Origin of the sequence: Inquilinus ginsengisoli (genome assembly GCF_031453975.1) — a bacterium.
GTDB lineage: Bacteria > Pseudomonadota > Alphaproteobacteria > DSM-16000 > Inquilinaceae > Inquilinus > Inquilinus ginsengisoli_A.
On sequence record NZ_JAVDPW010000005.1, the window covers coordinates 542,124 to 567,442 of the forward strand.

The 25,319-nt window shown below is 63.9% G+C and carries 22 protein-coding genes; 17 read left to right on the forward strand and 5 right to left on the reverse strand.

Features of this window, described 5'->3' with window-relative positions; translation table 11 throughout:
- Positions 1-116: 116 nt before the first annotated feature.
- On the forward strand, positions 117-572 hold the full coding sequence (locus tag E9232_RS16930) for a prepilin-type N-terminal cleavage/methylation domain-containing protein (RefSeq protein WP_309795657.1): 456 nt from the start codon (positions 117-119) through the stop codon (positions 570-572).
- A gap of 728 nt (positions 573-1,300) precedes the next feature.
- Here E9232_RS16930 and E9232_RS16935 read toward each other — a convergent pair.
- Entirely contained in the window at positions 1,301-2,650 is a 1,350-nt protein-coding gene (locus E9232_RS16935; RefSeq protein WP_309795659.1) for a hypothetical protein, read from the reverse strand.
- 730 nt (positions 2,651-3,380) lie between these two features.
- Between E9232_RS16935 and E9232_RS16940 the strand changes: the two genes are divergently transcribed.
- From E9232_RS16940 to E9232_RS16960, 5 genes are all read left to right on the forward strand, one after another.
- Positions 3,381-3,785, forward strand: coding sequence for a hypothetical protein (locus tag E9232_RS16940; protein ID WP_309795661.1), 405 nt, complete (start codon positions 3,381-3,383; stop codon positions 3,783-3,785).
- Positions 3,782-4,903 (forward strand): tyrosine-type recombinase/integrase, encoded by a 1,122-nt coding sequence (locus E9232_RS16945; RefSeq protein WP_309795663.1) that lies wholly within the window; start codon positions 3,782-3,784, stop codon positions 4,901-4,903. Before E9232_RS16940 ends, E9232_RS16945 begins: the two co-directional genes overlap by 4 nt.
- A gap of 188 nt (positions 4,904-5,091) precedes the next feature.
- On the forward strand, positions 5,092-6,297 hold the full coding sequence (locus E9232_RS16950) for an AAA family ATPase (RefSeq protein WP_309795664.1): 1,206 nt from the start codon (positions 5,092-5,094) through the stop codon (positions 6,295-6,297).
- A complete protein-coding gene (locus E9232_RS16955) occupies positions 6,290-8,563 on the forward strand; it encodes a S8 family serine peptidase (protein ID WP_309795666.1) in 2,274 nt (757 codons plus the stop codon). The genes E9232_RS16950 and E9232_RS16955 overlap by 8 nt, the downstream gene beginning before the upstream one ends.
- A 2-nt stretch (positions 8,564-8,565) precedes the next feature.
- Positions 8,566-8,814: a DUF2188 domain-containing protein gene (locus E9232_RS16960; protein ID WP_309795668.1), complete on the forward strand. Its 249-nt coding sequence runs from the start codon at positions 8,566-8,568 to the stop codon at positions 8,812-8,814.
- Positions 8,815-9,111: 297 nt separating this feature from the next.
- Here E9232_RS16960 and E9232_RS16965 read toward each other — a convergent pair whose 3' ends face one another.
- From E9232_RS16965 to E9232_RS16975, 3 genes are all read right to left on the reverse strand, one after another.
- Positions 9,112-9,792 carry a hypothetical protein gene (locus E9232_RS16965; protein ID WP_309795670.1) on the reverse strand — a complete coding sequence of 227 codons (681 nt, stop codon included), beginning with the start codon at positions 9,790-9,792 and terminating at the stop codon, positions 9,112-9,114.
- A 507-nt stretch (positions 9,793-10,299) separates the two neighbouring features.
- Complete coding sequence (locus tag E9232_RS16970; protein WP_309795671.1) at positions 10,300-11,529, reverse strand: MFS transporter; 1,230 nt, start codon at positions 11,527-11,529, stop codon at positions 10,300-10,302.
- Positions 11,526-12,170: an ArsR/SmtB family transcription factor gene (locus E9232_RS16975; RefSeq protein WP_309795673.1), complete on the reverse strand. Its 645-nt coding sequence runs from the start codon at positions 12,168-12,170 to the stop codon at positions 11,526-11,528. The genes E9232_RS16970 and E9232_RS16975 overlap by 4 nt, the downstream gene beginning before the upstream one ends.
- A gap of 363 nt (positions 12,171-12,533) precedes the next feature.
- On the opposite strand from E9232_RS16975, the gene E9232_RS16980 reads away from it, so the two are divergent.
- Together E9232_RS16980 and E9232_RS16985 are read left to right on the forward strand one after the other, a co-directional pair.
- Entirely contained in the window at positions 12,534-13,475 is a 942-nt protein-coding gene (locus E9232_RS16980) for a DUF3800 domain-containing protein (RefSeq protein ID WP_309795675.1), read from the forward strand.
- 323 nt (positions 13,476-13,798) lie between these two features.
- Positions 13,799-14,476 carry an HAD hydrolase-like protein gene (locus E9232_RS16985; protein WP_309795677.1) on the forward strand — a complete coding sequence of 226 codons (678 nt, stop codon included), beginning with the start codon at positions 13,799-13,801 and terminating at the stop codon, positions 14,474-14,476.
- A gap of 225 nt (positions 14,477-14,701) precedes the next feature.
- On the opposite strand, the gene E9232_RS16990 is transcribed toward E9232_RS16985, so the two are convergent.
- Complete coding sequence (locus tag E9232_RS16990; RefSeq protein ID WP_309795678.1) at positions 14,702-15,562, reverse strand: LysR substrate-binding domain-containing protein; 861 nt, start codon at positions 15,560-15,562, stop codon at positions 14,702-14,704.
- Positions 15,563-15,952: 390 nt separating this feature from the next.
- Here E9232_RS16990 and E9232_RS16995 point away from each other — a divergent pair, with 390 nt between their 5' ends.
- From E9232_RS16995 to E9232_RS17035, 9 genes are all read left to right on the forward strand, one after another.
- Positions 15,953-17,059, forward strand: a complete 1,107-nt coding sequence (locus tag E9232_RS16995) for an enolase C-terminal domain-like protein (protein WP_309795680.1) — start codon at positions 15,953-15,955, stop codon at positions 17,057-17,059.
- Between the two features lie 78 nt (positions 17,060-17,137).
- The gene (locus E9232_RS17000) at positions 17,138-18,544 is read left to right on the forward strand and encodes an NAD-dependent succinate-semialdehyde dehydrogenase (RefSeq protein WP_309795682.1); all 1,407 of its coding nucleotides are present in this window, start codon (positions 17,138-17,140) and stop codon (positions 18,542-18,544) included.
- Between the two features lie 23 nt (positions 18,545-18,567).
- Positions 18,568-20,163 carry a benzoylformate decarboxylase gene (mdlC, locus tag E9232_RS17005; RefSeq protein ID WP_309795684.1) on the forward strand — a complete coding sequence of 532 codons (1,596 nt, stop codon included), beginning with the start codon at positions 18,568-18,570 and terminating at the stop codon, positions 20,161-20,163.
- Between the two features lie 76 nt (positions 20,164-20,239).
- A complete protein-coding gene (locus E9232_RS17010; protein WP_309795686.1) occupies positions 20,240-20,821 on the forward strand; it encodes a cupin domain-containing protein in 582 nt (193 codons plus the stop codon).
- Between the two features lie 43 nt (positions 20,822-20,864).
- Positions 20,865-21,644: a glycine betaine ABC transporter substrate-binding protein gene (locus E9232_RS17015; protein WP_309795688.1), complete on the forward strand. Its 780-nt coding sequence runs from the start codon at positions 20,865-20,867 to the stop codon at positions 21,642-21,644.
- Between the two features lie 23 nt (positions 21,645-21,667).
- The gene (locus E9232_RS17020) at positions 21,668-22,108 is read left to right on the forward strand and encodes a GlcG/HbpS family heme-binding protein (protein ID WP_309795690.1); all 441 of its coding nucleotides are present in this window, start codon (positions 21,668-21,670) and stop codon (positions 22,106-22,108) included.
- The gene (locus E9232_RS17025; RefSeq protein WP_309795692.1) at positions 22,105-23,370 is read left to right on the forward strand and encodes an L-dopachrome tautomerase-related protein; all 1,266 of its coding nucleotides are present in this window, start codon (positions 22,105-22,107) and stop codon (positions 23,368-23,370) included. The genes E9232_RS17020 and E9232_RS17025 overlap by 4 nt, the downstream gene beginning before the upstream one ends.
- 41 nt (positions 23,371-23,411) lie before the next feature.
- Entirely contained in the window at positions 23,412-24,170 is a 759-nt protein-coding gene (locus E9232_RS17030) for an alpha/beta fold hydrolase (RefSeq protein ID WP_309795694.1), read from the forward strand.
- A gap of 75 nt (positions 24,171-24,245) precedes the next feature.
- Complete coding sequence (locus E9232_RS17035; protein ID WP_309795696.1) at positions 24,246-25,262, forward strand: SMP-30/gluconolactonase/LRE family protein; 1,017 nt, start codon at positions 24,246-24,248, stop codon at positions 25,260-25,262.
- Positions 25,263-25,319: the final 57 nt, after the last annotated feature.

The window sequence follows — 25,319 nt, forward strand, 5'->3', positions numbered from 1 at the left end:
GTGTGCACGAGTTTGCAGCCGTACAAACCACGTCGCCCGCGGATCGACAGGATGCTGGCCCGCAAGATTGGGGGAGATGCCACACCGGATGGTGCCCCTCTCCTTGGGAACGAGCAGTGACTAGGCACCCCGACGCAGCAACCGGCTTCACCCTGATCGAAATGCTGGTCGTGCTGGTGATCCTGGGCCTGACGATGGCCGTGGTCGGGTTGGCCGTGCCGGAATGGCGCACCCGCTCTGCCCTGCGCGAGACAGCCGCGGGGCTGGAGCGCCTCCTGACACAGGCCCATGACGCCGCGCTACGCCAACAGGCTCCGGTGCTGGTGCGCTTCGACCCGGAAGCCCGGCGCATCGGCATCCCGGCGCTCAGCCGCTGGCAGGCGGTGCCCGATGGGTTCGACCTGACCCTGACCGGCGCCGCCATAGGACGCGACGGTGACGTCCCCGCCCTGTTGTTCCTCGGCGACGGGTCGAGCAGCGGCGGTATCCTGACGCTCGGCCGTGGCGACCGTCACCTGTCGTTGCGGATCGCCTGGCTGACCGGGACCATCAGCCAGGAGAGCCCACCATGAGCCGGGCGAGCCGAGAGGACGGCTTCACCCTGGTCGAGGTGCTGCCCGCGGCGGTATTGCGAGGCCCTGTTCTGCCGGCTCGACCGTGGCGGCAACCCGGTGGCCGACGCCAGTGGCTGCCTGGCCCCCGATCGACCCGGCCACGATCGCTAGGCTGGTCAAACGAGTACTGGCCCGCACCGGGGTCGAAGCGGGGGAGTTCTCGGTGCACAGCCTGCGCGCCGGGTTGATGATCCCGGCCGATCTGATCGGCATCCCGCTCGTGAAAGCAGGGAGCATGGCCGCGGGAAGAGCTATGCCTCGGACCGGATGTGCCGGCGGCACGAGAGCCTGCGGACGAGGAATATTGTTGGGAAGCTGCCCGCCGACAGACAGACGATCGAGCGCCATCGGCCGATACCCATCCATGCCCGCGCAACTCTCAAAGCGAATGAGGAGTTACGGGCGTTTCCGGCCACGGTTGACCGATGAGGGCAATCAAACTGACATCGGTCTCGCGGCCCAGAAAATAATACCAACTGGACGCCGGCACCTGGAACGAGCGCCGCGCAAGATCTATGGAAGTCGGCCACTCCGAAAGGGAGGCGTAGCGGCGCCGCCGAGGTCGGCATTGGTCGTGTAGATGCCCGTCGCGGACAGAGCAACGGCAGAGTCATTTATGCCTTAACTCACATTCCGCGACTCTCCGCAACACTAGCGTTCAATCACGCGAGCAGTAACTGGAATTTCTATCGTATAGAGATATAATAAGGATCATTCCAAAGACCAAATTCATTGGTGACCGCCACACGTATGCCCGGGTCGCCATTTTGATAAGCCTCACCAGGGATGATGAATGTCACCTGCGACGTTGTGCATGTGATACCGGCCGGATCCGGCAGTCGCGTCCAATCATACCTATAGAGGCCAACTTGGCAGTTAGGCCCAAAGTTGTATCCGATTAGCCACGCGCATTTAGAATCCGAGCAACCGAGTCCACCAGATGAGATGCGAGGCTTAGGTTTGTAGACATATGTCTCTGGATAATCGGAACTGTAATGTGCATGGCCCAGAGGGGTGGTGGTCGCATCGTTGTGAGTCTTGGAAAGTGGCCACTGCATTACCGTCCGAACTTTTATGCCAGATGCGGCCGCAGACTCGAATAGTCCTGAGACAAAGTCCAGAGATTCGGAAAAGGTTTCCTGCAAAAGAATGCTTCTTGACATGCCCGCGTTGGCCACCAAATCGTTCAGCGCATATCTAAAATCTGTGTTGCTGTAGACATCAAGCGCCCATTGCGATGGGCGCACGCCTACCAAGTCATAGATACGCATCATCTTCCACATTCGATTGGGCGCCGTTGCGATGGAGAAACCATAAGTGTCGGATACTCCAAATGTGCTATAGTATTGTTGCCACAGGGTGCGTAAATAGCGCTCTGTGGAGACGGACCCGCTGCAGCCGCTGCACAAAAAAGCAGGGTCGTCGCCATAGACGCCGCCGAGCTCGGCCCCCAAGTCATAATATCGAACGAGCGATGATCGCGCATTGCGCTCAACAATGGATCTGGTAGAAAGCATCAGATTCCAGTTCTCGGCGTATTGCGCTTCATTCCAGGCCGACCACCCAATAGGGTTCGCTGCGTTCTTGGGTGCAAATCGGAATTGTAACTCGTCGAAGCAAGGAGCGCCCGTGTCGCGCCGCAAGTCGGATATTATCTTCACCACGGCAGCCAAATTGGAACTGACAGGTTCCCGTAAGGCGCCGCCAGCCGAATTAGATATGTTTCCAAAGTATGGAAGATTCACGTCCCATACTTGATTAAATGGACGAAACCAAAGCATAAGCCCAATTTTTCTCTGTCCATTTGCACACATTGTTGTCATTTGCTGCCGAACTATCGTTGGATTTTCATTATATCTATTGATTACATCAAAGAACGTATCTGGATTATTTGCAGTCCCGTCAGAAACTGGTTCCCCAGGATTGTGGGGGCTATTTGCATAATCACCAATACGATAGGCGATATAATTTGATCCACCGACAGTATAGTTGTGAGTTGTCATATTTACCGAGATTTGTGCATTTGCGCTCGACATGAGAATTATCATTAGAGTGACGGCAATTGTTATCGATCTTATTATTGAAATTACGATATCCAATGTTTTAAAATAATAGAACATTGAGTGATTCATAGTATTCTGTCATCTCCGTGTCTAAAAAATCAATTGGGTTCGCGGAGCAAGATTACACGACGGTGGTCGTTCACCACAACAGCAAAGCAGGCGTGCGGCCAAGGGCACCTTTCGCGCGCGCTGAGGGCTGACCGGCCGTTCTTACGAGACCGTTGGTGCGGCACCTACCGGGTTTTGGCGGATCGGCCGAGAGCCGGCGGTTGGTCATGTTGGGTACTGAGGTCAGATCCCGCGCCTCCAAATGGTTAAGGTCGCCTTCCGGCGACGTTTGCCAACTGCGAGCGTTCCATCCCGATCCGTCATCACGGGCTAGAATATTCGATACGCAAAGCTGTATGCCGAGGTGACGACCCGAATAAGTTCATGTCGGCCTGAGGCGACCGAATCATATCATATTATGTGAGCCCGTTGACTATGCCTTTGGCGGTAGCAGCGACGCAACAGTCACTGTTCACGGCGCGATCGAGGCGCTCACGGTGGCTTCCAACTCCGCAGTGATGGCATAACATATTGATAGTATTAAGCGATAATGACAGTTATCGCGCATTGGACATCTTGTTGCGCGGCGCGGATGCGCTAGAATCGGGTCACGGGCGATGCGAAAGTGGCCGGGCGACGTCCGAGCGACAGGAGGATGACGATGCAAAGGGACGGCCGCACGCCGCCGGCGGACGGCACCGCGATCCTTCAGCTCGGCATCGTCCATCCGGACGCCCGGGTCGAACGCGAGGATGGCCGCACCGCGCGCGGCAGGCTGCAGCGCCAGGCGGTGAAGGCGGGGCACCTGGCACCGCGGCCCGGCATTCGCGATCAACTCGTGGTCACCGCGCTCGGCCGCGCGATGATCGAGCAGGCCGCGGCGATGGGCCAGCAGTACCGGGACCAGCTTGATCGCTTCCTGCGGGATCATGCCGACGATGACGGCCTCCGCCAGGGCTTGGCCGACGGCTCGCCGGGGGCGATCGCCGCCGCCATCACCCGGATCCGACGGGAAGAGGCGGCCGCGCTGGCGCGCCTGCGCGCGACGCTCCAGGCATGACCGGCCCGGTCGACGGCACCGACACCTCGGCGACGCTGCCGGCGAACCCGCAGGGAGACGCCGCGGCGGGGCCGGCGACCCTCAGCGAAGCGAAGATCGCCGAGGTCCAGGCGCTGGCGGCGAAGGCCGACCAGCTGGTCGAGGCTTCACTTTCAGCAAACACGCGGCTGGCCTACGGCAAGGCCTGGCGCGCCTGGAGCGACTGGTGCCTCGGCTTCGGCCTCGACCCCACAGGCGCGGACTCGGCGACGGCGGCGGACGAGCGGTGGCTGGTCATGCACCTGACCGCCCTCTCGGAAACGAGATCGCTGTCGACCATCCTGCTGCGCCGGGCAGCGGTCGTGGCGATCCGCAAGCGGCTGAAGCGGCCGCTCGCGCTCGACGATTCCGAGTTCGAGGCCTTCCTCAAAGGCTTGCGCCGGACCAAGGGCGCCCGGCCGGTGCGCAAGGCAGCGCTGCTCGAGCCGAACCTGCGCGCCGCATCCCTGGTGCTGACCCCGGATGCCCATCCGGATCTGGCCGGCGCCGAGCTCGCCGGCGGGGAAGGGGAGAGGCGCCGGGCGCTGCGCGACATGGCGCTGCTGCTGATCGGCTTCGCCGGCGGCTTCCGCCGCTCCGAGCTCGCCGCCTTCGATCTCCGGGACGCAACTTTCTCGGCCGAGGGCCTGGTGCTGTTCGTCGGCCGCTCCAAGGCCGACCAGGAGCGCCATGGCGCCGAGATCGGCATCGAATCGGTGCCCGGCTCGGCGCTGTGCGCCGTGACCGCGCTGCGCCGCTGGCTCGAGGTCCGCGGCGAAACCGCGGGGGCCCTGTTCAGCCGGCTCGACCGCGGCGGCAACCTGGTGGCCGGCGCCGACGGCCGTCTGTTGCCGGTCAACCCGGCGACGATCGCCCGGCTGGTCAAGCGCGTGGTCGTCCGCACGGGCACCGGCGCGGCGGACTTCTCGGCGCACAGCCTCCGGGCCGGGATGATGACCGCGGCGGACCTCCTCGGCATTCCCCTGGAGAAGGCGATGGAGCATGGCCGGTGGAAGAGCTACAGCTCGGCCCGGATCTACCGGCGGCACGAGAGTCTATGGGTGGGGAATTTCACAGGGCGGCTGCTCGCGGGGAAATAGGCCGGAGGAGAGCGCGTCAATGGCCGGAGCGTCCCCTTTGCTGACATTCCCGGGGCTTCCGGACTCCCCAAATCAGACATTCCTCGTTGCCCTAGCGGGCTTTGAATCCGGCCCCTTGGCGAAAGAGCAGGTCAGCTCCCTCTCCGGGTAGTTGGACGTCTGCCTGGCTCTCCGGACCGGGTACATGCTTGGGGTACATCATAGGAAAATCGGTTTACATTATTTCGTCATCGGTTGACATTTTTGGATGCATCTGCCACACGTTTGGGATGATAATTGACAAATCTCTCGTAGTCGCCCTGATCGAATCCGCCTTATCGGCGGACTACACAGGAGTTCGCCGAATTGGCGGTCAGATCGCCAAGGGACTGGCTGAGCAGAACGACATCGACGGGGCAAAGGCTCTGCAAAGCCTTCTGCGCAAGCGTGGCGTCCCGTTACAAGCCTCGGGTTACGCAGAGTCCCTGCCACGTGATGCTGCGTCGCGGTTGCCTCTAATTGAGGAAGGCCAATGGCCGACCACACCGGTCATGCTCAATGGCGAATCGGGCGGTACAATATCGCAGTTCATTGAGGATGCGGAACACATTGAGCTGCTCGCAGAGAAGGGGGTTTCCTCCCGCTTGGGACTACTCCTTTATGGACCGCCTGGCACGGGCAAGACCCTTCTTGCGGGTCACATTGCGGCCTCTCTCAAGCGCCCCTTCTACATTGCAAGGCTGGACTCGCTTATCTCCTCACGACTTGGCGAAACCGCCAAGAATATCAGGGGAATCTTCGAGTTTGTGCCAGCCAGAAATGCCGTTTTATTTCTCGACGAGATGGACGCGATAGCTAAGCTCCGAGACGATCGACACGAATTAGGCGAGCTGAAGCGCGTCGTGAACACGGTCCTGCAGGGCCTCGACTCCCTGACCGACGACGTGGTGACGATCGGTGCCACAAATCACCCACATCTGCTCGATCCGGCAATCTGGCGACGCTTCCCCTACAAGGTCAATCTGGGCCTTCCTGATGAGAATGTACGCGCCAGCCTTTGGTTGCACTTCCTCTTCCAGGGCGACATGTCGCGGAAGGAAGATACCCAGTTGCTCGCGCGTGCGTCGGAAGGCCTGAACGGCGCCGATGTTGAGAACATTGCCCTGGCCGCTCGCCGACGTTCAGTCCTCGGCAACCAGGAACCGAGCCTCGCCCAAATCTTGCTCGCGGCGCAGGGCTCCCGCGCCGGCAACCCGCGTCTCCTTGACAACCGCGAACTCGACACGGCCGACAAAAAGGCTCTGACAATCTTCCTCCATGAGAAGGGAGGCGCTCGCCAAGCGGAGATCGCCAGAATCGTTGGCGTCAGCCGGCAGATGGTTCACCGCTACCTAAGGAAGGTGAGCGATGGCTGATACTCCGCGTAATCCCCTGCTGAATCCCGTACTGCGTTTTACCAAAGAGCCTAAACCGGAAGGGGTTAGTGGCGGCGGTAAGAGCGCCAAGGGCATCAAGACCGAGCGGTTGGCGGGACAACGCCGTGTGCTTGCGGCGCAATTTGTCGCTCTCGCGGCAGAGGCGGCGCAGCGGCCCCGGTTCGACGGCCGTGTCGTTCTCTACGCGGCCATGTTCGACGATTCGCTCGCGCCGACCTGGACCCCTTCTGATCTTTTCCAACCAACGCGGGATGCCCGGCTTGTAGCGCCCTACCGCCTCGGCTACCTCGTCGAGGTTGCGGCGAACCGACTGGCCGCCTTCGCGTATCTAGTTCAGCGGTCTGGTCTGGCCAAGGATCAAGTCGATATTTCCCGCATCGAATCCGTCAGGTTCTTCGCGGATGACGACACGGCCGGCGCTTCATCTTTGGACGCGATCTGGCAGGCGGCGCCGGAGACAGAAACGGGTCGTGCCTTCGTTGTCTGGCTCATGCCGCTCCGCGGCCGGGACGCAGCCGAGCAGTTGATCCAGGTCTTCGCGGCTCTGCGTGATAACACGATTGCACCACCTGCGCCGCTTCTCGGCGCTATCGCCGCCGAACTCGACGCCAATGTCCCGGCGGTGATGCGGCGTAGTTTGCGCGCGGCGGCCGCGGGCGGCGATCGCTTCAACGTCGCAGTGCGCGAATACCGGCTCCGGCGGCGTGCTCGCACGACCGTTATCGTGCCGACGCCGGCCGCGCTTCAGCAGCTTGTCGCCTCGGGCACAGTCTTCCGTATTGAGCCGGTGCAGCCGATCAGTTCAACATCGCCGGGAGAGGGCCGAGAACCCGACCGTCCTCTGCCGGCCGACATGGCGTCGCTCCCGATTGTAGGGGTCGTCGACGGCGGGATGTCAGCCACCTCTTACCGTCATGCCGAGGCTTGGCGCGCGCCGCCTCTCATCCGCGACCGTGCCGCCGACAGGCTGCATGGCAACCGCGTCACATCGCTCGTCGTCCAAGGCCATGATTGGAACAACAACCTGACGTTGCCGCCACTTTACTGCCAGGTCGGTACAGTGCAGGCGGTCGCACGCCAGGATGCGCGAGCCTTTGTCGATCCCCAGGATTTCATCGTCTATCTCGATAGCGTGATGGCGGCCAATCCCGATACCCGAGTCTGGAACTTCTCGCTGAACCAGCGGCAACCGTGCCAGCTCGATTCCGTCAGCCCGCTCGGGCACGACATCGCAGTTTTGGCACGCAAACACAGCGTGCTCCCCGTCATCTCGATCGGCAACAAACCAGGCAGCCTTCTGCAGCCGCCCGCCGACTGCGAAGCGGCCGTGACAGTTGGTGGACGCCTACACGGGGACAACGGCGCGCCGGCCGGCGAATGCCCGGTCAGCCTGTGCGGACCGGGGCCCGCGAGTATGCTGAAGCCGGATCTGTCGCATTTCTCCCATGTGCGCGCCCTCGGCGGAGCGCTTATCGCAGGATCGAGCTTTTCGACCGCACTGACCTCGCCGCTCGCGGCGCATACCATGCAACGCCTACGGGAGGGCTCGCCGGATTTGGTGAAAGCCCTGCTGCTACACAATGCCGATGGGCAGGGGTTCGACCCCTCGCTCGGTTTCGGCACGCCGGCGGTTACGTCGCTCCCATGGGAATGCCGGTCGGGCTTCGTAACGCTGCAATGGAAGGCCGCGCTGCGGCCGGGCGCCGCCTTCTATTGGGATCTGCCGATTCCGCCGTCACTACGTCATTCGGGCAAATTGCGTGGAATGGGGTGCCTGACCGCCATTCTCAATCCGCACCCGATGGTGACCGACTATGCCGGCCCCAACTACTTCAGCGTCCGTCTTGCCACGGCGCTGCAGTATCAGCGCGGCAGGACTCCGAAGGGAGCATCGAAATTTCATAATCTTCTCGGGTCTCTCGACACGGAGAAGATCACGGAGCAAGAAGCCCGGACGATCGACCACAAGTGGAGCCCGGTTCGGCACCACCGGAGCGACTTCCAGAGTGTCAGCTTCGACGCCGAGACGCTGCGAGTCTATGCGCGCGTCTATGCCCGCGACCTCTATCTCTACGGATACACCGGAGCGGATGAGGTTCCTGAGATGGAGGCGGTGTTCGTTCTTTCCCTCGGCTCGGGTGAGGAAGACGACGATGTCTACAACGAATTGCGAGTTCAGCTCGGAGCCTTCGTCGAAACGGCAGTCATTGATAGCGATATCGTCATCGACAACCAAGGAGATTGAGAATGAGCAAGGATAATGATCGAACCGTCTATCGCCGCTCTTCTGACAACCAATGGGTAGACAAACGCGATAATGCGGAGCGCGGATTCAATTTCAAAACGCAGGCCGAAGCGATTGCCTCGGGGCGGGAGAAGCTGTTGAATGCGGGCGGTGGGGAGCTGACAGTGAAGGGCCGCGACGGTAAAATCCGAAGTAAGGATACGCTCGGTGGCGGCAATGACCCAGTACCTCCGCGTGATCGGGAACACTAACAGTTCCAGGTCTGTGCCTGCGGCCTCGACGCCATAGTTCGTCGCCGACTTCGGAGTAGTCTAAAGGCGGCCCCTTTCGGCGCAGCCAGTTTGTCTGCATCACTCTCGCTGCGGCGACTCCGGTGGACGTCCGGTCTTGAGCGGCTGGGGCAATGTGTCCGGTTTGCGGCGCCCTTCAGCCGGCCGGGTGGTCGGCACGTCGCAAATGACGGAAGGCGTATATCGGGCGGATCACACGAGCATGAGCGTACCGGCGTTGGCATAGTGCCCCCGCCAAGCGGCCATTGTGCGCCACATCTACTTTGCAAATCCGTCCGAGCCAAAAAGAACAAAACCGTTCTGAAGACCGTGCTTCCGACGATGCTCACCTGCAGGCTTCCCGCTCATGAGGCCAACTACCAAGTCATCAACCATCTCGCGGTCGATTGCGACAAACGCTGGCCCCCCTGAATAGCCGTCCATGGCACTGCCGTCGACAAGATAGCTGCTGTACCCGTTGCCCTGCCTAACTTCCAGGAGTTTGCCCGCGGCGCAATGAACGGGAGGGGTTAGAGACGGATGGTAGCCTCCCGGGAAGCCAAAGGCGATGATGGACGAGGGAAGCTGTATTGGAGTCATTGAAGTGCGAAAGGCACGTCCAGGTGGAGCTTTCGTTGGCGCGGTATGGGTGAAATCAATAATACAATAGTCGGCACGGTAGGAAGTTGGATGCGAGGAGACTAGCGCTCTGCCACTATTCCGACCTTTTGCGGCAACCCAGCTTATATCGAATTCGTGAGTTACGCCGGGAAATTGAAGCTGACCTGGAGAATCTTCTGGAGGCGGCCACGGGATATGACTAGCCGATAGCAAAAGCATATCTCCGTTAACATTCGCCCAAAAAGCCGTTCCGGAGCCAACGAACTTCCCATTATTGTTCGGATCGCGACATTCGAACGCGATGAGCTCCGTCATTACCGAACGCATCGACTGCGGCATCATGGGCTCCGTGAAGTCAATCGGAGTGTGAACATGGCGCCCGGCCGGGTTCAAGCTTTCTCTTGAATTTGGCCGATGCGTTCGGCCGTTGCCGTGACAGGCCGGCCCAAAGGACCTAAATGCGGCAGCCTGTCGAATGTCGACGACGGCGATCAAGCTCGCAGTTTCTGGGGTTGCAGGGAAGCAACCTTCGCCTGCGGAGAGCGTCCGGCGTGCGCCTAACTCCTCTCCAACTAGAATGGTGTACTCGCAAAATGCGACTGTCGGACTGATCCTATCCGGCACACGCGGGATTCAGGTGCACCGTGATTTTCCTACGTCCAGGATTCGCGCTTGGCCAGGGGCGATCCCGGTGATCAGGGGATGTCCGCTTCCGGACGACGGAAGCAACGTCCGCTTGTGGCGCGGTTCAGTCGGTCCCAATCGGCACGAGGAGCGAAACCTGCGGTGCGGTGCGGCCTACCGAAATGACTCCAGTGGCCCAACAGCGCACATCCACACGGTCGTTCACGACGGGCCGGCGCCGGCGATCGGTCGCTTTTCAAAACCGCGGAAGCTCTTGCGCGCCAGCGGCAGCAGCGTCGCCGCCAGATAGGCCGTCCCGGTCAGCAGCAGCGCGGCGGGCAGGCCGACGCCGCTGACCAAGGCGCCGCCGAAGATCCCGCCGAACGGGATCAGAATCCAGCAGAGTGCGGCGCTCATCGACGTGACGCGGCCGATCAAGGGCTTGGGAATCCGCTCGAACATCACGGCCGACAGGATCGGATTGAGAAAGCCTGAGGCAAACCCGCCGACCGCCAGGGTGGCGAGGGCCAGGGAGAGCGGCACGTCCACCGCCAGGACGAGGAAGCGCGGAAACCCGGTCAGGAGGAACGCGGCCGTATAGACGATAAGGCGCGGCATCCGCTCGCCGATGGACGCGGCGATGGCCGCGCCCACCATGGAGCTGCCGGAGAACACCGCCAGCATCGCCCCCAGCAGTTCGGGGCCGTGGCCTGCATCCAATGTCCAGACCGGCAGCAGCACGACATGAAAGGCCTGGTCCAGGAGATTGGTGGCCGCCACCATGACAACTATGCCCATCAGCACCGTATCCCGGCGCAGAAAGATCCAGCCTTCCAGCAGCTCCTGGCCATAGGACGCCGTTGCTGCGACCGGGATGTAGCGCAGCACGGGAATGCCCACCCCGACGATCAGGGTGGCGACGGCGAAGGTGACGGCGTTGAAGACGAGGGCCTGGGCCGGACCGGTCAGGGCGATCAGCGCGCCGGCGCCGGCCGCCCCGACCGTCGATGCCAGCCTTTCGATGGTGCCGACGACGCCGGTCACCCGTTCCAGCGGCACCGCCGCCAGCTCGGCAATGTCCGGAACCATCGCTTGCTTGGCCGCGTCGGACGGGCCGCGCAGCACGCCGATGACAAAGACGATCGGAAGCAGGATCGGGATGGTGAGCATGCCCAGCAGATGCAGCAGGGGCACCAGCCCGACCACGACCACCGAGGCCGCGTCGCAGACGATGGCGATCCGCTTCGGGCCGACGCGGTCGATCAGCGGGCCGCCCAGCGCCTTGGCGACGACATAGGGCAGCATCTCCGTCATCGCCACCAGCCCGGTCGACACCGGGCTGTTCGTCGTGCTCAGCACCAGCCAGGGGATGGCGATCGTCGACAGCCTCGTGCCGGAAATCGAGAAGGCCTCGGCGACGGCCAGGGCGAGAAAGGGGGCGCCCGTGCTCACGTCTCGCCATCCTCCTCGCGGTGCGGGATGCGGCCGGGATAGGGAAAGGCGCGCAGCATGATCGTGAAGGGCGCCATGTCCGGGGGCATCGGTTCCCCCAAAGGCGGGGCGTCCCGCATCGCCTCTAGCATGATGTCGGTCAGCCGCCGGGTCAGGGCCTCGGCCTGCTGCGCCGTCAGCGGGACGGTGATGTCGCTGGCCGTGCTGGCCTTGCGCCATCGGGCCGGCAGCTCGGCATATTCCTCGACGGCCCGCTGCATCTGGCCGACCTGCAGGGACAGCGACGCCTGGGTGAAGGCGACGCCCGCATCCAGCTCTGCGCCCTCAGCGTCGGTCTCGAGCACGGATGTCAATTCGTGGCTGGCCTGCCACCAGCGATCGCGGCGCGACGGCCCCGGCTTGTCCTCGATGAAGCCATACTGGGCCAGCTGGCGGAGGTGATAGCTCGTGGCGCCGCTGTTGAGGCCCAGCCGCGCCGCCAGCTGCGTGGCGGTGGCGGGGCCGTCGACCCTGAGCAGGCCCAGTATCCGCAATCGAACCGGATGCGCCAGCGCCTTGAGGGCTGTCGGATCAGGAACGATCCGGCGGACGTGGCGGGGCGCGGTCGCGTGGGCAGGTGGCTGGGGCAGGAAAGGGCTCATCCTCCAAACTTAATTCTACAAAGATATATTTGCAAATGTTTGTTGGCATCTTGGATCTGAGCGCGCTGCGAGACCGAGGCTGACTGAGGCCGGCCAGGCCCCCCGGGTTATGGCTATGGCCCGGTGGCGCCGGCAAGGAAGGGTCGAATCCGGCCATGTCCGCTTTGGGGGCTTGATAGCGACGGCCGCATATGGCGCAACCCGGCCAGGTCGAGCCGACTGCTCTGGGCGGAAGGCGGTCATTCAGCTCTAATCGGCTCGATGATGGAGATGCGCCATCACCAGCACCACGGCTATACCAGGGAGATCATTGTCAGATCCTCATGTACAATCGATGAGCGATTCTGCTGATCTGGGAAGTTCGTGAGCAATCAACTTCGACTACACGCCTACATAGATGATTCCGCCAGCGACACTGCCGATCGCCGACTTTTCCTCGCGGGATATGTCAATTTCGAGCACATCTGGTCAGAATTCTCGGCGGCATGGGCCGAGGAGTTGAAACGGCCACCAAGCATTGCCTATTTCAAGATGGCTGAAGCTCAAAATTTGAGCGGTCAATTCCGGGGTTGGCCAAGTGGAGATCGTGACTCAAAGCTGCTCGGCTTGGCTCGTCTGCCGGCCGCCTTCGGTTGCTGGTCGTCCCATGTTTCGATCAGCCGCAAGGACCATGCAGAGATACTCGCGCCAGTCTCCCCTGCGTCACTCAAGCCTCCCTATTTTGCCTGTTGGTGGGCGTTGATCGATACCATGGCGCGTTATCACTCCAACCTGGGGGGTACATTGGCTCCCCCAGTTGATTTCATTTTCGATGAGCAAGGCGGGGCAGGCGCGGACGCAGCTCTTTGGTTCCCTTGGTTGAAGGCGTCACAACTAGATGTGGCGCCGTGGCTTGGGTCAACTCCCATATTTCGTGATGACAAGACAACTGCACCGCTACAGGCGGCAGATACGCTGGCGTGGCACCTTCGACGACGTCATGAGCGGGGACCGACAGAGCCGCTACCCGCTTTCGGTCTGCTCGTAGGGGACGGAGTACATGCCTACCGCGATCTAGATCGCGGCACCCTCGAGGGCCTCGCCAAGGGCTTCCGGAAAATTCTCGGAGTCGAATTCGTTCAAACTAAAGCGGAATGGCACAAGACGCGGGATGTGGTTCGCGCCGCTGTGGCGGCTGGTTTGCCGCCACCGAACATAGATCCGCTCAGGCTCCGCATGCTGTATCTTCGCGCAAGGATGCGAAGGCTTTGGACGAGATGGCGACATCCCGGCGTCCGCAAGCGGAGCAACAGGACAAAATCGTGAGGGTTCGAACGCGCCCCGCGGGACTATCGGAGGGCTCCGGACGTCAGCAATGGGGACCGAGCGACCCCACCGGCTTTCAGGTTCGAACTTTGGCTTTGGGTTGCGCGCGGCATGGCCGGTTCGGGACTCGACTGCGATGGCCGGCTTCGAGCGCCCGGGTCCAGCCCGATCGGTCGATAGCGTAGGAATCCCGCGGGTTCGGTCAAAGTCCGCTGTCGGGGCGCCTGATCGATGACCGCAATTGGCGCTCCCGGGTCGCGCCAAGCTGGATGGAATGGCGGTGACCGTTGTAGTCGGACGGTCCGGACATGCTACGCTCCGCTATGTCCTCTTCGACCTTCTCGGTTCTTCTCGACCTCGACGGCACTCTGATCGACTCGCAGCCTGGCATCTTAATGAGCTGCCGGACTGCGCTGCGGGCCCTGGGGCACGTGCCGGAACCATCACTGGACCTGTCCGCCATCATTGGCCCCCCGATTGAAGATGTTATGCGGTTGCTGCTGAAGCCTTTTGGCGATGATCGGGTCGTTGAAGCGGTGGCGGCCTATCGGGCAGACTATGGCCGGAACGGCTTGTACAACAGTCTTCCCTATTCCGGCATCGCCCAGGCATTGGCCGAGATTCGGAAGGCAGGCGCACGGCTGTACCTCGCAACATCCAAGCGCGCGACGTTCGCTCTGCGTATCCTCGAACATCTCGATCTCGCCCCCCTCTTCGACGGCATCTACGGCTCCGAGGATGGCGGCGCCTTGGACCACAAACCGGAACTCATCGCCCACGTCATCGAGCGGCATGCGCTGGCGCCGAGCAACTGCGTCATGGTGGGCGATCGTCGTTATGACATCGTGGGGGCCCACGCGAACAAGATGCGCGCGCTGGGTGTCCTTTGGGGATACGGCACCCGCGACGAGCTAGAGGCCGCGGGCGCGGATGGTCTCGTAGCGGAACCGGCGCGCCTACCGGCTGCTACCTTGGCAATTGCCACGGCTGATCTGGACTGACAGAAAAGCTCGAAGCCGGCGAGGTCCGCTTCGGATCCGGACCCAATGGCCGGTTTCGAGCGCCTTGGCCGGCTCGTGCTTGGGCGAATGACCCGGACGGGGCCGATTGGACGGACGTCCGCAATCGGGGCGCCGATGCCGCGTCTCCTTATGGCGCAATCCGGCAAACCCCGAGCCATTTCAGAGGGCAAATTTCTAAGAGTGCCAAGGCTGACGCGACTCGCGTCACGCGGCCGCCGGAACCTGCATCCCTTCTACGAGGAACTGCAGAAGAGGTTGTACCAGCGACTTCTCAGCATTGTCATCCCCGAGCACAATGATTTCGGTCATCGGCAGGGGCGGCCAATAGTCCGGCACCTTCACCACCTGCATGCCATCCTGAATGAAGGAGCGGCCGAGCAGTGTAATCCCGAGCCCCCCTGCGACGGCGGCCTGCACGCCCATCAAGCTGCTAACGGTGCAGGCCGTGACCCAGTCCTGCCGCGCCGTGTCGAGCGTGGTGAACATCAGCTCCCTGTAGCTGCAGGGGGGCCTGAGCATGACCAGAGGCAACGGCCGTTTCAGATCAAAGCGGAAGTCGGACGCAGCAAACCAGACCATGGGCTCGCGCCAGATGACACGTCCTCGATCGGAGGACTGCCTCGTCGCGATGACAAGGTCGAGGTTGCCTTCGTCGAACTCCTGCAGCAGATCGTGGGTGAGGCTCGTGTTGACGTCCAGATGGACGGCCGGATGCAGCCGCAGGAACCGGGCCAGCAGCCGTGAGAGCTGCAGCGGGACGAAGTCCTCGCAGATGCCCACGCGCAGCCGGCCGGCGGTCCGAGGCGCCTGCAGCGACCGAACGACGTCGTCGTTGAGGTCCAGCAGGCGTCGCGCCCCAACAAGAAGCTGCCCGCCCGCACCGGTCAGGGACAGGGAGCGACTCGTTCGATCGAAGACAGGATATCCGATTAGGTCTTCGAGCCGCCGGATCTTCTGGCTCACGGCGGATTGAGATCGGCCCACCACATCGGCGGCGCCGGTGAAGCTCCCGGCGTCCGCCACCGCGACGAAAGCCCGTAACAGGTCGATGTCGAGATCGGGCATGGGAGATCTAGAAGGCTTGCTACTGGGTCCATTCAAACTATGCGTTTTTCTTCATTTGGCCAAGCATCGATAGTTCCGCCGACCCGATGGATCGGTGTCGCCTGCTCTGGCCAGGCACACGGATCCTCAGGGAGACACGTCATCAGTCGGAATCGAACGCCATGCAGCTCCATCTTTGGAAGGGAGTATCAGTCCATCTCCTGGATCGCGGCAGCTCGATGACTGGGTTCTTGACCTCCACGTCAAATGCCGAAGGACGCCCCGTCGTCTGACGGCTGCGCCAGGCTTCGCATCGGACCGGCAACGGCCACCTCGAACCGACATTCCCATGATCGGCGTCCTGCCGACCAGACCACTCGCGTCGACGCCGTTTCGGCGGAAGGAGCGTTCATGTCGTCAACCAACGTCCCGTTGAAGCTGAAGGCCGTACGAAGCCGCGCCGTCCTCGTTCCGCTGCGACGGCCGGTCATCGCCGGCATCGGCCGATTCGATTTCTGGCCTCTCGTCCTCGTCGATGTGGAAACAGTCGGGGGCGTCGTCGGCAGCAGTTATGTCGCGCCATATCGCGCTGCCGCCGTTCCATCCGTCATCGCCGAGATCCGGGACCTCGCCACCGCGCTGAAGAGCACGGCGACCGCTCCGTTCGATGCCTTCGAAACGGCCATGAAGGGCCTCAACGTCATCGGCGTCTCCGGCGTGTCGACCATCGCCACCTCCGCCATCGACATGGCGCTGTGGGACGCGCTGGCAAAATCCGCCGGACTGCCCCTGGCGGTGTATCTGGGCGGCTCGCTCGGGCCGATCCGCGCCTACAACAGCAACGGCCTCTGGCGGCACGCGGTCTCGACACTCGCGTCGGAGGCTAGGGAACTCCGGGCGGAAGGTGGCTTCTCAGCGATGAAGCTGCGCTTGGGCAACACCCATCTCGCCGACGATCTCGCCGCCATCCGGGCGGTTCGCGAAGGGGTCGGAGAGAGCGTCGATCTGATGGTGGATTTCAACCAGGCGCTCGGGTTGGGAGATGCCATCCGTCGCTGCCATGAACTGGATGATCAAGGCCTATATTGGTTCGAGGAGCCCATCGCCTACGACAACGTCCGTGGCTACGCGCAACTGGCGCACCAGGTCCGCACCCCGCTCCAGATGGGCGAGAACTACTACGGCGCGCGGGACCTGTTCACGTTCCTCGCCGCCGGCGCCGTGCACTACGCCATGGCCGACCTGATGCGGATCGGCGGCGTCACCGGCTGGCTGCGGGCGGCGAGCCTGGCCGGGGCCGCGGGCGTTCAGCTCAGCAATCACCTCTATCCCGAAATCTGCGCGCACCTGATGCGGGTGACGCCGACCGCGCATTGGCTGGAATGGGTCGATTGGGCCAGCCCGATCCTGGCGGAGCCGATGCAGCCGGTGGACGGGCATCTGACGGCGCCGGACCGACCCGGCACCGGCATCGCGTGGGACGAGACGGCCGTCAGCAAATACGCGGTCGCGACGTAGCGCCGGTCGCGCCGGCTGCAGCGAGGCGGTGGAGCTGACTCAGGCCCGGCCGCCAGATCCGAGAACACGGAGACCGAGATGGCGTACCAGACAATCAGTCCGGCCACGGGAGAGGTGGTCCGCACCTTTCCCGACATTTCCGATGCCGAGCTTGAGGCAGCGGTCGGGCAGGCCCAGGCCACCTATGAGACCGATTGGCGGCACCGCGCCGTCGTCGACCGGGCGCGCATCGTTGCCGCAGCCGCAGCGACGCTCCGCGAGCATGCGGAGGAATATGCCGGCTACCTGACGCTCGAGATGGGCAAGCTGATCGCCGAGGCTCGTGCTGAGGTCTCGCTATCCGCGGATATCCTCGACTATTACGCCGAGAGGGCGGAGCGGTACCTGACGCCGCAGCCGATTGCGGAAGCCCCCGGCAGCATCGTGGAAACCCTCCCGCTCGGGCTCATTCTCGGTGTGGAGCCCTGGAACTTCCCATACTACCAGCTCGCGCGGGTCGCCGGCCCACAGCTGATGGTCGGCAATGTCGTGATGATCAAGCACGCCGGGAACGTGCCGCAATCTGCCCTTGCCTTCGCTCGCCTGTTTGAGACGGTTGGTGCGCCTGCCGGCGCCTACACGAACGTCTTCGCCAGCATCGACCAGGTCGCGCGCCTGATCGACGACCCGCGCGTCCGAGGCGTGACTGTCACGGGCAGCGAGCGGGCGGGTGCCGCCGTCGCCGAGCGGGCCGGGCGCAACCTGAAGAAGTCCGTCATGGAACTAGGGGGGAGCGACCCGTTCATCGTGCTCGAGGACGCGCCGCTCGAACCGACTCTCGACAATGCGCTGTGGGGTCGGATGAACAACACCGGCCAGAGCTGCGTCGCGGCCAAGCGCTTCATCGTCATCGGGAAGGAGCGCGGAGCGGTCTTCCTGAAGGGCCTGTCGGAGCGGATGAGTGCCCTCAGGACCGGCGATCCCGGCGATCCGGCCACGACCCTGGGACCGGTCTCCTCGGAGAGCGCCATGAACGGGCTGCTGCGGCAGATCTTGGCCGCGAAGGCGGCCGGGGCGCGGGTCGTGATCGGCGGAGGCCGCGTCGACCGCCCCGGCTTCTATGTCGACGCGACGATCCTGGCCGACATTTCCAGCAACAACCCTGTCTACACCCAAGAGCTGTTCGGCCCGGTCGCGAGCTTCTACGTCGTCGACACCGAGGATGAGGCGGTGGCCCTGGCGAACGCGACCCCGTTCGGGCTCGGCGGCTCGGTCTTCACAGGGGACCTCGACCGGGGCCGCAGGGTCGCGGCCCGGATCGACAGCGGCATGGTCTTCGTCAACCATCCCACCTGGACCGCCCCCGCTCTACCCTTTGGCGGCATCAAGAATTCCGGATATGGCCGCGAACTCTCGGACCTCGGGTTCGGCGAATTCGTCAACCGACGCCTGCTGAGCGTTTCGCCCGTCGGCGCGCCGCCCCCCAGCGTCGATCAGGCCGGCTGACCCACATCCACCTGGAGACCCCCATGAAGACGGTTCAGGATGCCTTCTTCGACGTCGCTCGGCGTCTGAAGTTGACCACGATCTTTGGCAATCCCGGTTCGACCGAGGAGACGCTGCTCAAAAACTTTCCCAAGGATTTCCGCTACGTGCTCGCGCTGCAGGAAGCGCCGGCGGTGGCGATGGCCGATGGTTATGCCCAGGCGACCGGTGAAGCGGTGCTGGTGAACCTGCACACCGCCGCGGGCATGGGCAACGCCTTGGGCAACATCGAGAGCGCTTGGTACAACCGCGCGCCCCTGATCATCACGGCCGGGCAGCAGACGCGCGAGATGCTGCTGATCGAGCCCTACCTGACGAACACGCAGCCGCTGGAGATCCCGAAGCCCTTCGTGAAGTGGGCGTATGAGCCGGCTCGTGCGGAGGACGTCCCCGGCGCGCTCATGCGGGCTTATGCGATGGCGGTCCAGCCGCCGGCCGGCCCTGTCTTCCTCTCAATCCCCATGGACGACGTTGATAAGCCTTGCCCGGCTCTACCGGAGATTCGGACGATCGGCCGCCGGCTGGGTGCCGACCCGCTCTATCTCGCACCAGTGATCAGCGCTCTCGCCGCCGCGAGATCGCCCGTCCTTGTCATTGGTGGTGCTGTCGATCAGAGCGGGGGCTGGGACGATGCTGTCCGGCTGGCCGAGCGGCTGCGCTGCAAGGTCTGGGCGGCCCCGGCCGAGGGACGGCCAGGCTTTCCCGAGACACACCCCCTTTACCAGGGCATGTTGACGAGTGCCATCGGCCCGCTCTGCAACGAGTTGGAGGGGCACGACGTGATCGTCGTCATCGGAGCGCCGGTCTTCCGTTACTATCCTTATGTCGCCGGTAGCTACCTCCCGGCAGGCTCACGCCTGTTCCACATCACCGACGACCCCAACGAGGCCGGGCGCGCGCCGGTGGGGGAAAGCGTGCTGGCCGATCCCGGCAGGGCCTGCGCGGTGCTCGCGGAGCATGTCCCGACCTCCGATCGCTCGGTGCCGCCCATCCGGGCGAAGCTCAGCCCGCCTGCGGCCGGGCCCATCATCACGGCGGAGCACCTCTACCATGCCATCGACGAATTGCGTCCTGCGGACAGCGTGATCGTCCAGGAGTCGCTGTCGACCCTCAAGTGGCTGCGGCAACGGCTGCCGACCAGCCGGTCGCGGTCCTTCTTCTCGATGTCGAGCGGGGTGCTGGGCTACGGGCTGCCGGCTGCTGTCGGCGTTGCCCTGGCGGAGCGCGACCGCGGCACCAACCGCAAGGTGATCGACATCGTCGGCGACGGTGCGGCCAACTATGTGATCCAGGCACTGTGGACGGCAGTCCAGCACAAGCTGCCCATCCTCTTCATCATTCCGCGCAACGGTGCCTACAACATCCTGAAGGCGTTTGCCCGCCAGCTCGACACACCGAATGTGCCGGGCCTGGATCTGCCCGGGCTGGACTTCGTGTCGCTGGCGGCTGGTTACGGCCTCACGGCCGAACGCGTGTCGGCCGCGGCCGACCTTCCAGCTGCACTTCGGCGCGGAATTGCCTCCAACGTTCCACACCTGGTTGAGGTCGAGATCGACCCGACCGTTCCGCCGCTGATCTGAGTCCTCGACAATGGCCTCCGCAGCACGATGCCGGACGGCCAGCCGAGAGCCGCCCGCGCGTATTGGAGAAAGTCCGATGTCCAAGAGACAAAAGTTCCAATCCCGCGGCCCGGCACTGCGCCGGGCCACAAGGGTCCATTGCCGGGGCCTGGCCCGTCTCTGCCTCCCCGTTGCACTCGCCCTGCTGGCGTCATCCGCCGGCGCTGCGGACGCCGTCGCGCCCGCACTCTCGGGGCCGCCGGCGGTTCTCGACGCCCCAGGGCGGGGAATCCAGGGCAGCGCCAGCGGGCATTCAGCTATCCTGCCGACGCTCTACCAACTCGATGCCCAGCCGATCGAACAGATCTCCCCGCTGGTTCAGCGGCAGATGCTGCATGGCACGCAATCCACGCTCGTCCGCTGGATCGTGAAGAAGGGTGGTGTCTTCCCGCTGCACCATCATTCGAACGAACAGATCACCTGGATCACCCAGGGCCGGTGCGAGGTCTATTCGCAGGGCAAAGAGTTCGTGATGACGGTGGGGACCGTCCTGGTCATCCCGCCGAACACGCCGCACGAATTCGTCTGCACCGAAGACACCGTCGACATCGATTTCTTCTCGCCGCAGCGTCAGGACTGGATCGACGGGGCGCCTTCGGTGGCGGCTGCTTCCAAATGACGGGTCGGGAGCGGGCTGACAGCCATCCACCGGAGACAGCCGAATGACCAGACTTCGCGTGGGGCACATCGACCTCTCGTTCCATGATGCCAGCGCCCTCGAGGTCGAGGCGGTCCTTCAACGACACGGCCATGCCATCGAACGCTCCGCGGCGCCCCACGAAGAGACGTTCCGGCGGATGGGACGCGGTGAGATCGACGTTCTCGTCTCCGCTTGGCTTCCGGCCAGCCATGGCCGCTATCTCGCGCCATTCCGTAGCGAGGTGCGCGAGATCACGGTTCTCTATGAGCCGTACTGCATCTGGGGTGTACCCGACTACGTGCCAGCGTCGATTGCAGGCGTGGCGGACCTGCTGATGCCGCCTGCACTCGACCGAATGGAGAGGCTGATCCAAGGAATCAACCCCGGGGCGGGCATCAGCCGCTTCTCCGAAGCCATGATCGTGGAGTACGGCCTGGCAGCCGCCGGATACCATTTCCGGACCGGCACGGAGCAGGATTGCTTCGGCCGGTTCGGGGACGCGGTCGCCGCATCGCGCTGGGTGGTCATCCCTCTCTGGCATCCGCAGGCGCTGCATCACCGTCATCGGATCCGGGCGCTGGAAGAACCGAAAGGGCTCCTCGGCGGCGTGGACAAGGCCACGCTGATTGTTCGGCGGGACGCCGAAGCCAATATAGGCCAAGCCGCGCTCGCGGAGCTGGCGATGCTTCATCTCGGCAATGATCGTCTGAGTGCGCTGGACGATGCCCTCCGCAGTGCGTACGGCCTCGACGCGCAACCGCCGGCGCCAGGCCGGCCGGCCGACACCGCCACAGACCTCTAGCCCATCACGCACGGGGACCAGATATGTCCACACCCTCCCTTATTCGGAACAGCCGGCAGCTGACCTACGCTGCCGCCGCCATCGCTATCGAAGCCGCGGTTGCGAAATCCCGGGAGCTGGCAGCTCCCGAATGCATCGCCATGGTCGATGCCGGCGGCAATCTCTTGGCATTCGCGCGGGTGGATGGCGCGGCCGTCCTGGCCCGAGATCCCGCGATCGCCAAGGCCGCCACCAGCGCATCCCTGGGCGCGCCCACCGGCGGAATCCCGTTCGAGTTCGGGGCCAATCTCGGCCTTGCCAGCCATGGCGGCATCGTCAACCTCGGCGGTGGGCTGCCGATCGTCTTCCAGGGCGCTGTCCTCGGGGCGATCGGCGTCGGTTCCGGAAGCACCGAGCAAGACGTCGCGGTGGCCGAGGCAGGGCGCGACGCCGTCCTAGCGGCGCTCGGCGCCTCGTCAGCATGACGCCCCGGATCGCCGGCAGGCGCCGGTCCGCCCGCTTTGCCCGGACAGTGGCCTGGAGCAGAATAGTCATCATCATTGCCACAGCCGCCGCCTTCGAGCCGGCAGCGGCCGTCGCGCAGAAACAGGGAGAGCCGCAATTGCCGTCCACCACATCATCGGCATCCGGCGCGACCGAGCGCCTCGCCAGCGACCGCCCGATCGGCCGGATCGAGCCGGTCTTCGAGTTCCACGAGGCGATGCCGACCGGCGTCACGGTCGCCGCCGGTGGCCGCATCTTCGTCAATTTTCCCCGTTGGGGCGACGAGGTTCCCTTTACGGTCGGCGAGATCCGAGCCGGCCGCGTGGTCCCGTATCCGGACGCGGCCATCAACCGGTTTGATCCGGGCAGGCCTGGCGAAACCCTCGGCAGCGTGCAAAGCGTGGTGGTCGACCCGGCCAACCGGCTCTGGATCCTCGACACGGCGGCACCCGGCTTCTCGGCGCCGGTCGCCGGCGGCGCGAAGCTGGTGGCGGTCGACCTCGCGACCGACAAGGTGGTGAAGACCATCGTCCTGTCCGCCTCGACCGTCCTGTCGACGACCTACATCAACGACGTGCGCTTCGACCTCCGCCAGGGCAAGGCGGGCGTCGCCTACATCACCGATTCCTCGGTCAGTGGCCCGGGCGGCATCATTGTGGTCGATCTCGACAGTGGCGAGAGCTGGCGGAAGCTCACCGGACACCCGTCGACCTCCCCGGACCCGGCATTCATCCCGGTCGTGGAAGGCGAACGGCTTGCGGTCCGGCAAACGGGCAAGCCACCGGCGCCGTTCAACGTCGCCTCCGACGGGATTGCCATCTCGGCGGACGGTGCGACCCTCTACTACTGCCCGTTGTCGAGCCGGCACCTGTATTCCATTCCGACCGCCCTGTTGCTGGATCGCTCGGCCCCCGAAGCCACGGTCGCTGCGGCCGTTGTCGACCTGGGCGAGAAGGGCGCATCGGACGGCCTGGAAGCGGACGACAAGGGCCGGATCTACGCCGGCGACTATGAGCGCAACAGCGTTCGCCGGCGCGAGGCCGACGGCGAGTGGACGACCATAGCCCATGACCCGAGGATCCTGTGGCCCGACACGCTGTCGGTGGCGTCCGACGGCTACATGTACTTCACGGCCAACCAGCTGCACCGGCAGGCCCAGTTCCACGAGGGCCGCGATCTGCGCGAGAAGCCCTACACGCTGTTCCGGGTGAAGATCGACGCCGGCCCTGTGCTCCTCAAGTGACCCAAGGCTTCACGTTCCACCAATCCTTCCGGAGGTTTTCGATGCAGTCTTGGTTCGGGCGTCCGATTGCACTGTCTTTCGCCGCGATGCTTGCCCTCGCGGCACCGCTTGCCGTCGCTGCCGACGGCACCGTGGTTCTGGTGCATGGCGCCTTCGCCGACGGCTCCAGCTGGAGCAAGGTCATCCCGCTGCTCGAGGCGAAGGGCCTGCGGGTGATCGCCGTCCAGCTGCCGATGACGTCGCTGGCCGACGATGTTGCCGTGACGACGCGCGCCATCGATCGCGCCTCGGGGCCGGTGACGCTGGTCGGGCACAGTTGGGGCGGCACCGTCATCACCGAAGCCGGCACCGCCGAGAAGGTCAGGTCGCTGGTCTATGTGGCCGCCTTCGCCAATGATTCGGGCGAAAGCGACCAGGATCTTCTCAAGGGGTATCCGGACGCGCCGGGCGGGGCCGCCATCCAGGTCGACCCGTCGGGCTTCGCCCATCTCTCAGATGACGGCGTGACAAAGGATTTCGCGCCGGATCTTCCTGCCAGCGAGCGGCGGCTCATTGCCGCCACGCAGGGACCTATCCGGGCCGCGAATTTCGGCGAGAAGACGACCGCTGCGGCCTGGGCCACCAAGCCGAGCTGGTTTGTCGTCGCCGCCGACGACCGCATGATCCCGCCGGCGCTCGAGGAGGCGATGGCCCGGAAGATCAAGGCCAGTATGACGACGCTGAAGAGCAGCCACGTGGCGATGCTGGCCCAGCCGGAGGCGGTGGCCAAGGTGATCGAAGCCGCCGCTGGCTTTCGGTAGGCCGGCATGCCATGTCCACCACGCTCGATGTTCCTCGTTCTCCTGCTTGCGGCGTGGCCCGCAATGGCGGACCAAGTGCCTGACCTGATGCCGGAATTCGAATCGGACACGCTGATCGTCAACGGCGTCGCGACGACAGCCGACGGACGGCGCTTTGCGGTCGTCCAGCCGCAACAGGCCGGTCAGCCCGAGGTCGTCGAAATCACCACGGGCTCGGCCAGGCCCTATCCAGACTCGCGTTGGAATGGTTGGCGGGACGGCCAGGACGGGCATGCCGCCTTCGTCGGCGTGAACTCGTTGCGGGTCGGCCCCGACGGCGGGTTATGGGCCGTTGATCGCGGTAAGCCCGGCATCGAAGGGACGCTGGTTGCGGGCGGCCCTAAGCTGGTCCGCATCGATCCTGCCACCGACCAGGTGACCCGCATCTACGATCTCTCCTCGGTCGCCCAGGGTGAGAGCTTCGTCGACGACGTTCGGTTCAACGGCGGCCATGCCTACTTCACCGACGCCGGCCGTCCGGGCCTGATCGTGCTGGACTTGGCGACGGGCCGGGCCCGCCGGGTCCTGGACGGCCATCCTTCGACGGTGGCGGCCCGGCCACTGGTGGCGGAGGGCCGGGCGCTCGTGGACGCCGCGGGAAAGGCAATCGTCATCCATGCTGATCAGCTGGAAGTTTCGAATGACGGGCGCTGGCTCTACTACCAGCCCTGTTCCGGTCCAATGTCGCGGATCGAGACGCGCTATCTCGATGACCCGTCACTCGTCGAAGCGGCGCTGGTCAGTCATGTCGAACCTTTCGCAGACACGCCTTCGACCGGCGGCACCGCAATCGATGCCGCCGGGACGATCTATGTCAGCGATACGGATCGGTCTCGGATCCTGGCCATTTCGCCGGATGGCCGGATTTCGATCTTACTCGCCGATCCTCGACTTGCCTGGGTGGATGCCATGTGGATCAGTGATGACGGCAAGCTGTGGCTGCCCGCCGCGCAGCTTAACCGCACTCCAGGCCTCAACCACGGCCAGGATGCCGTCCGGCGGCCCGTGACCGTCTACTCGATCGCTCTTGGCCTCAAGCCGGTAAAGCGGTGACAGCCCAGCCCGCGCTCCGGGCGGACGCCTTCGCCACCGCTTCTATTTTCTGGAATG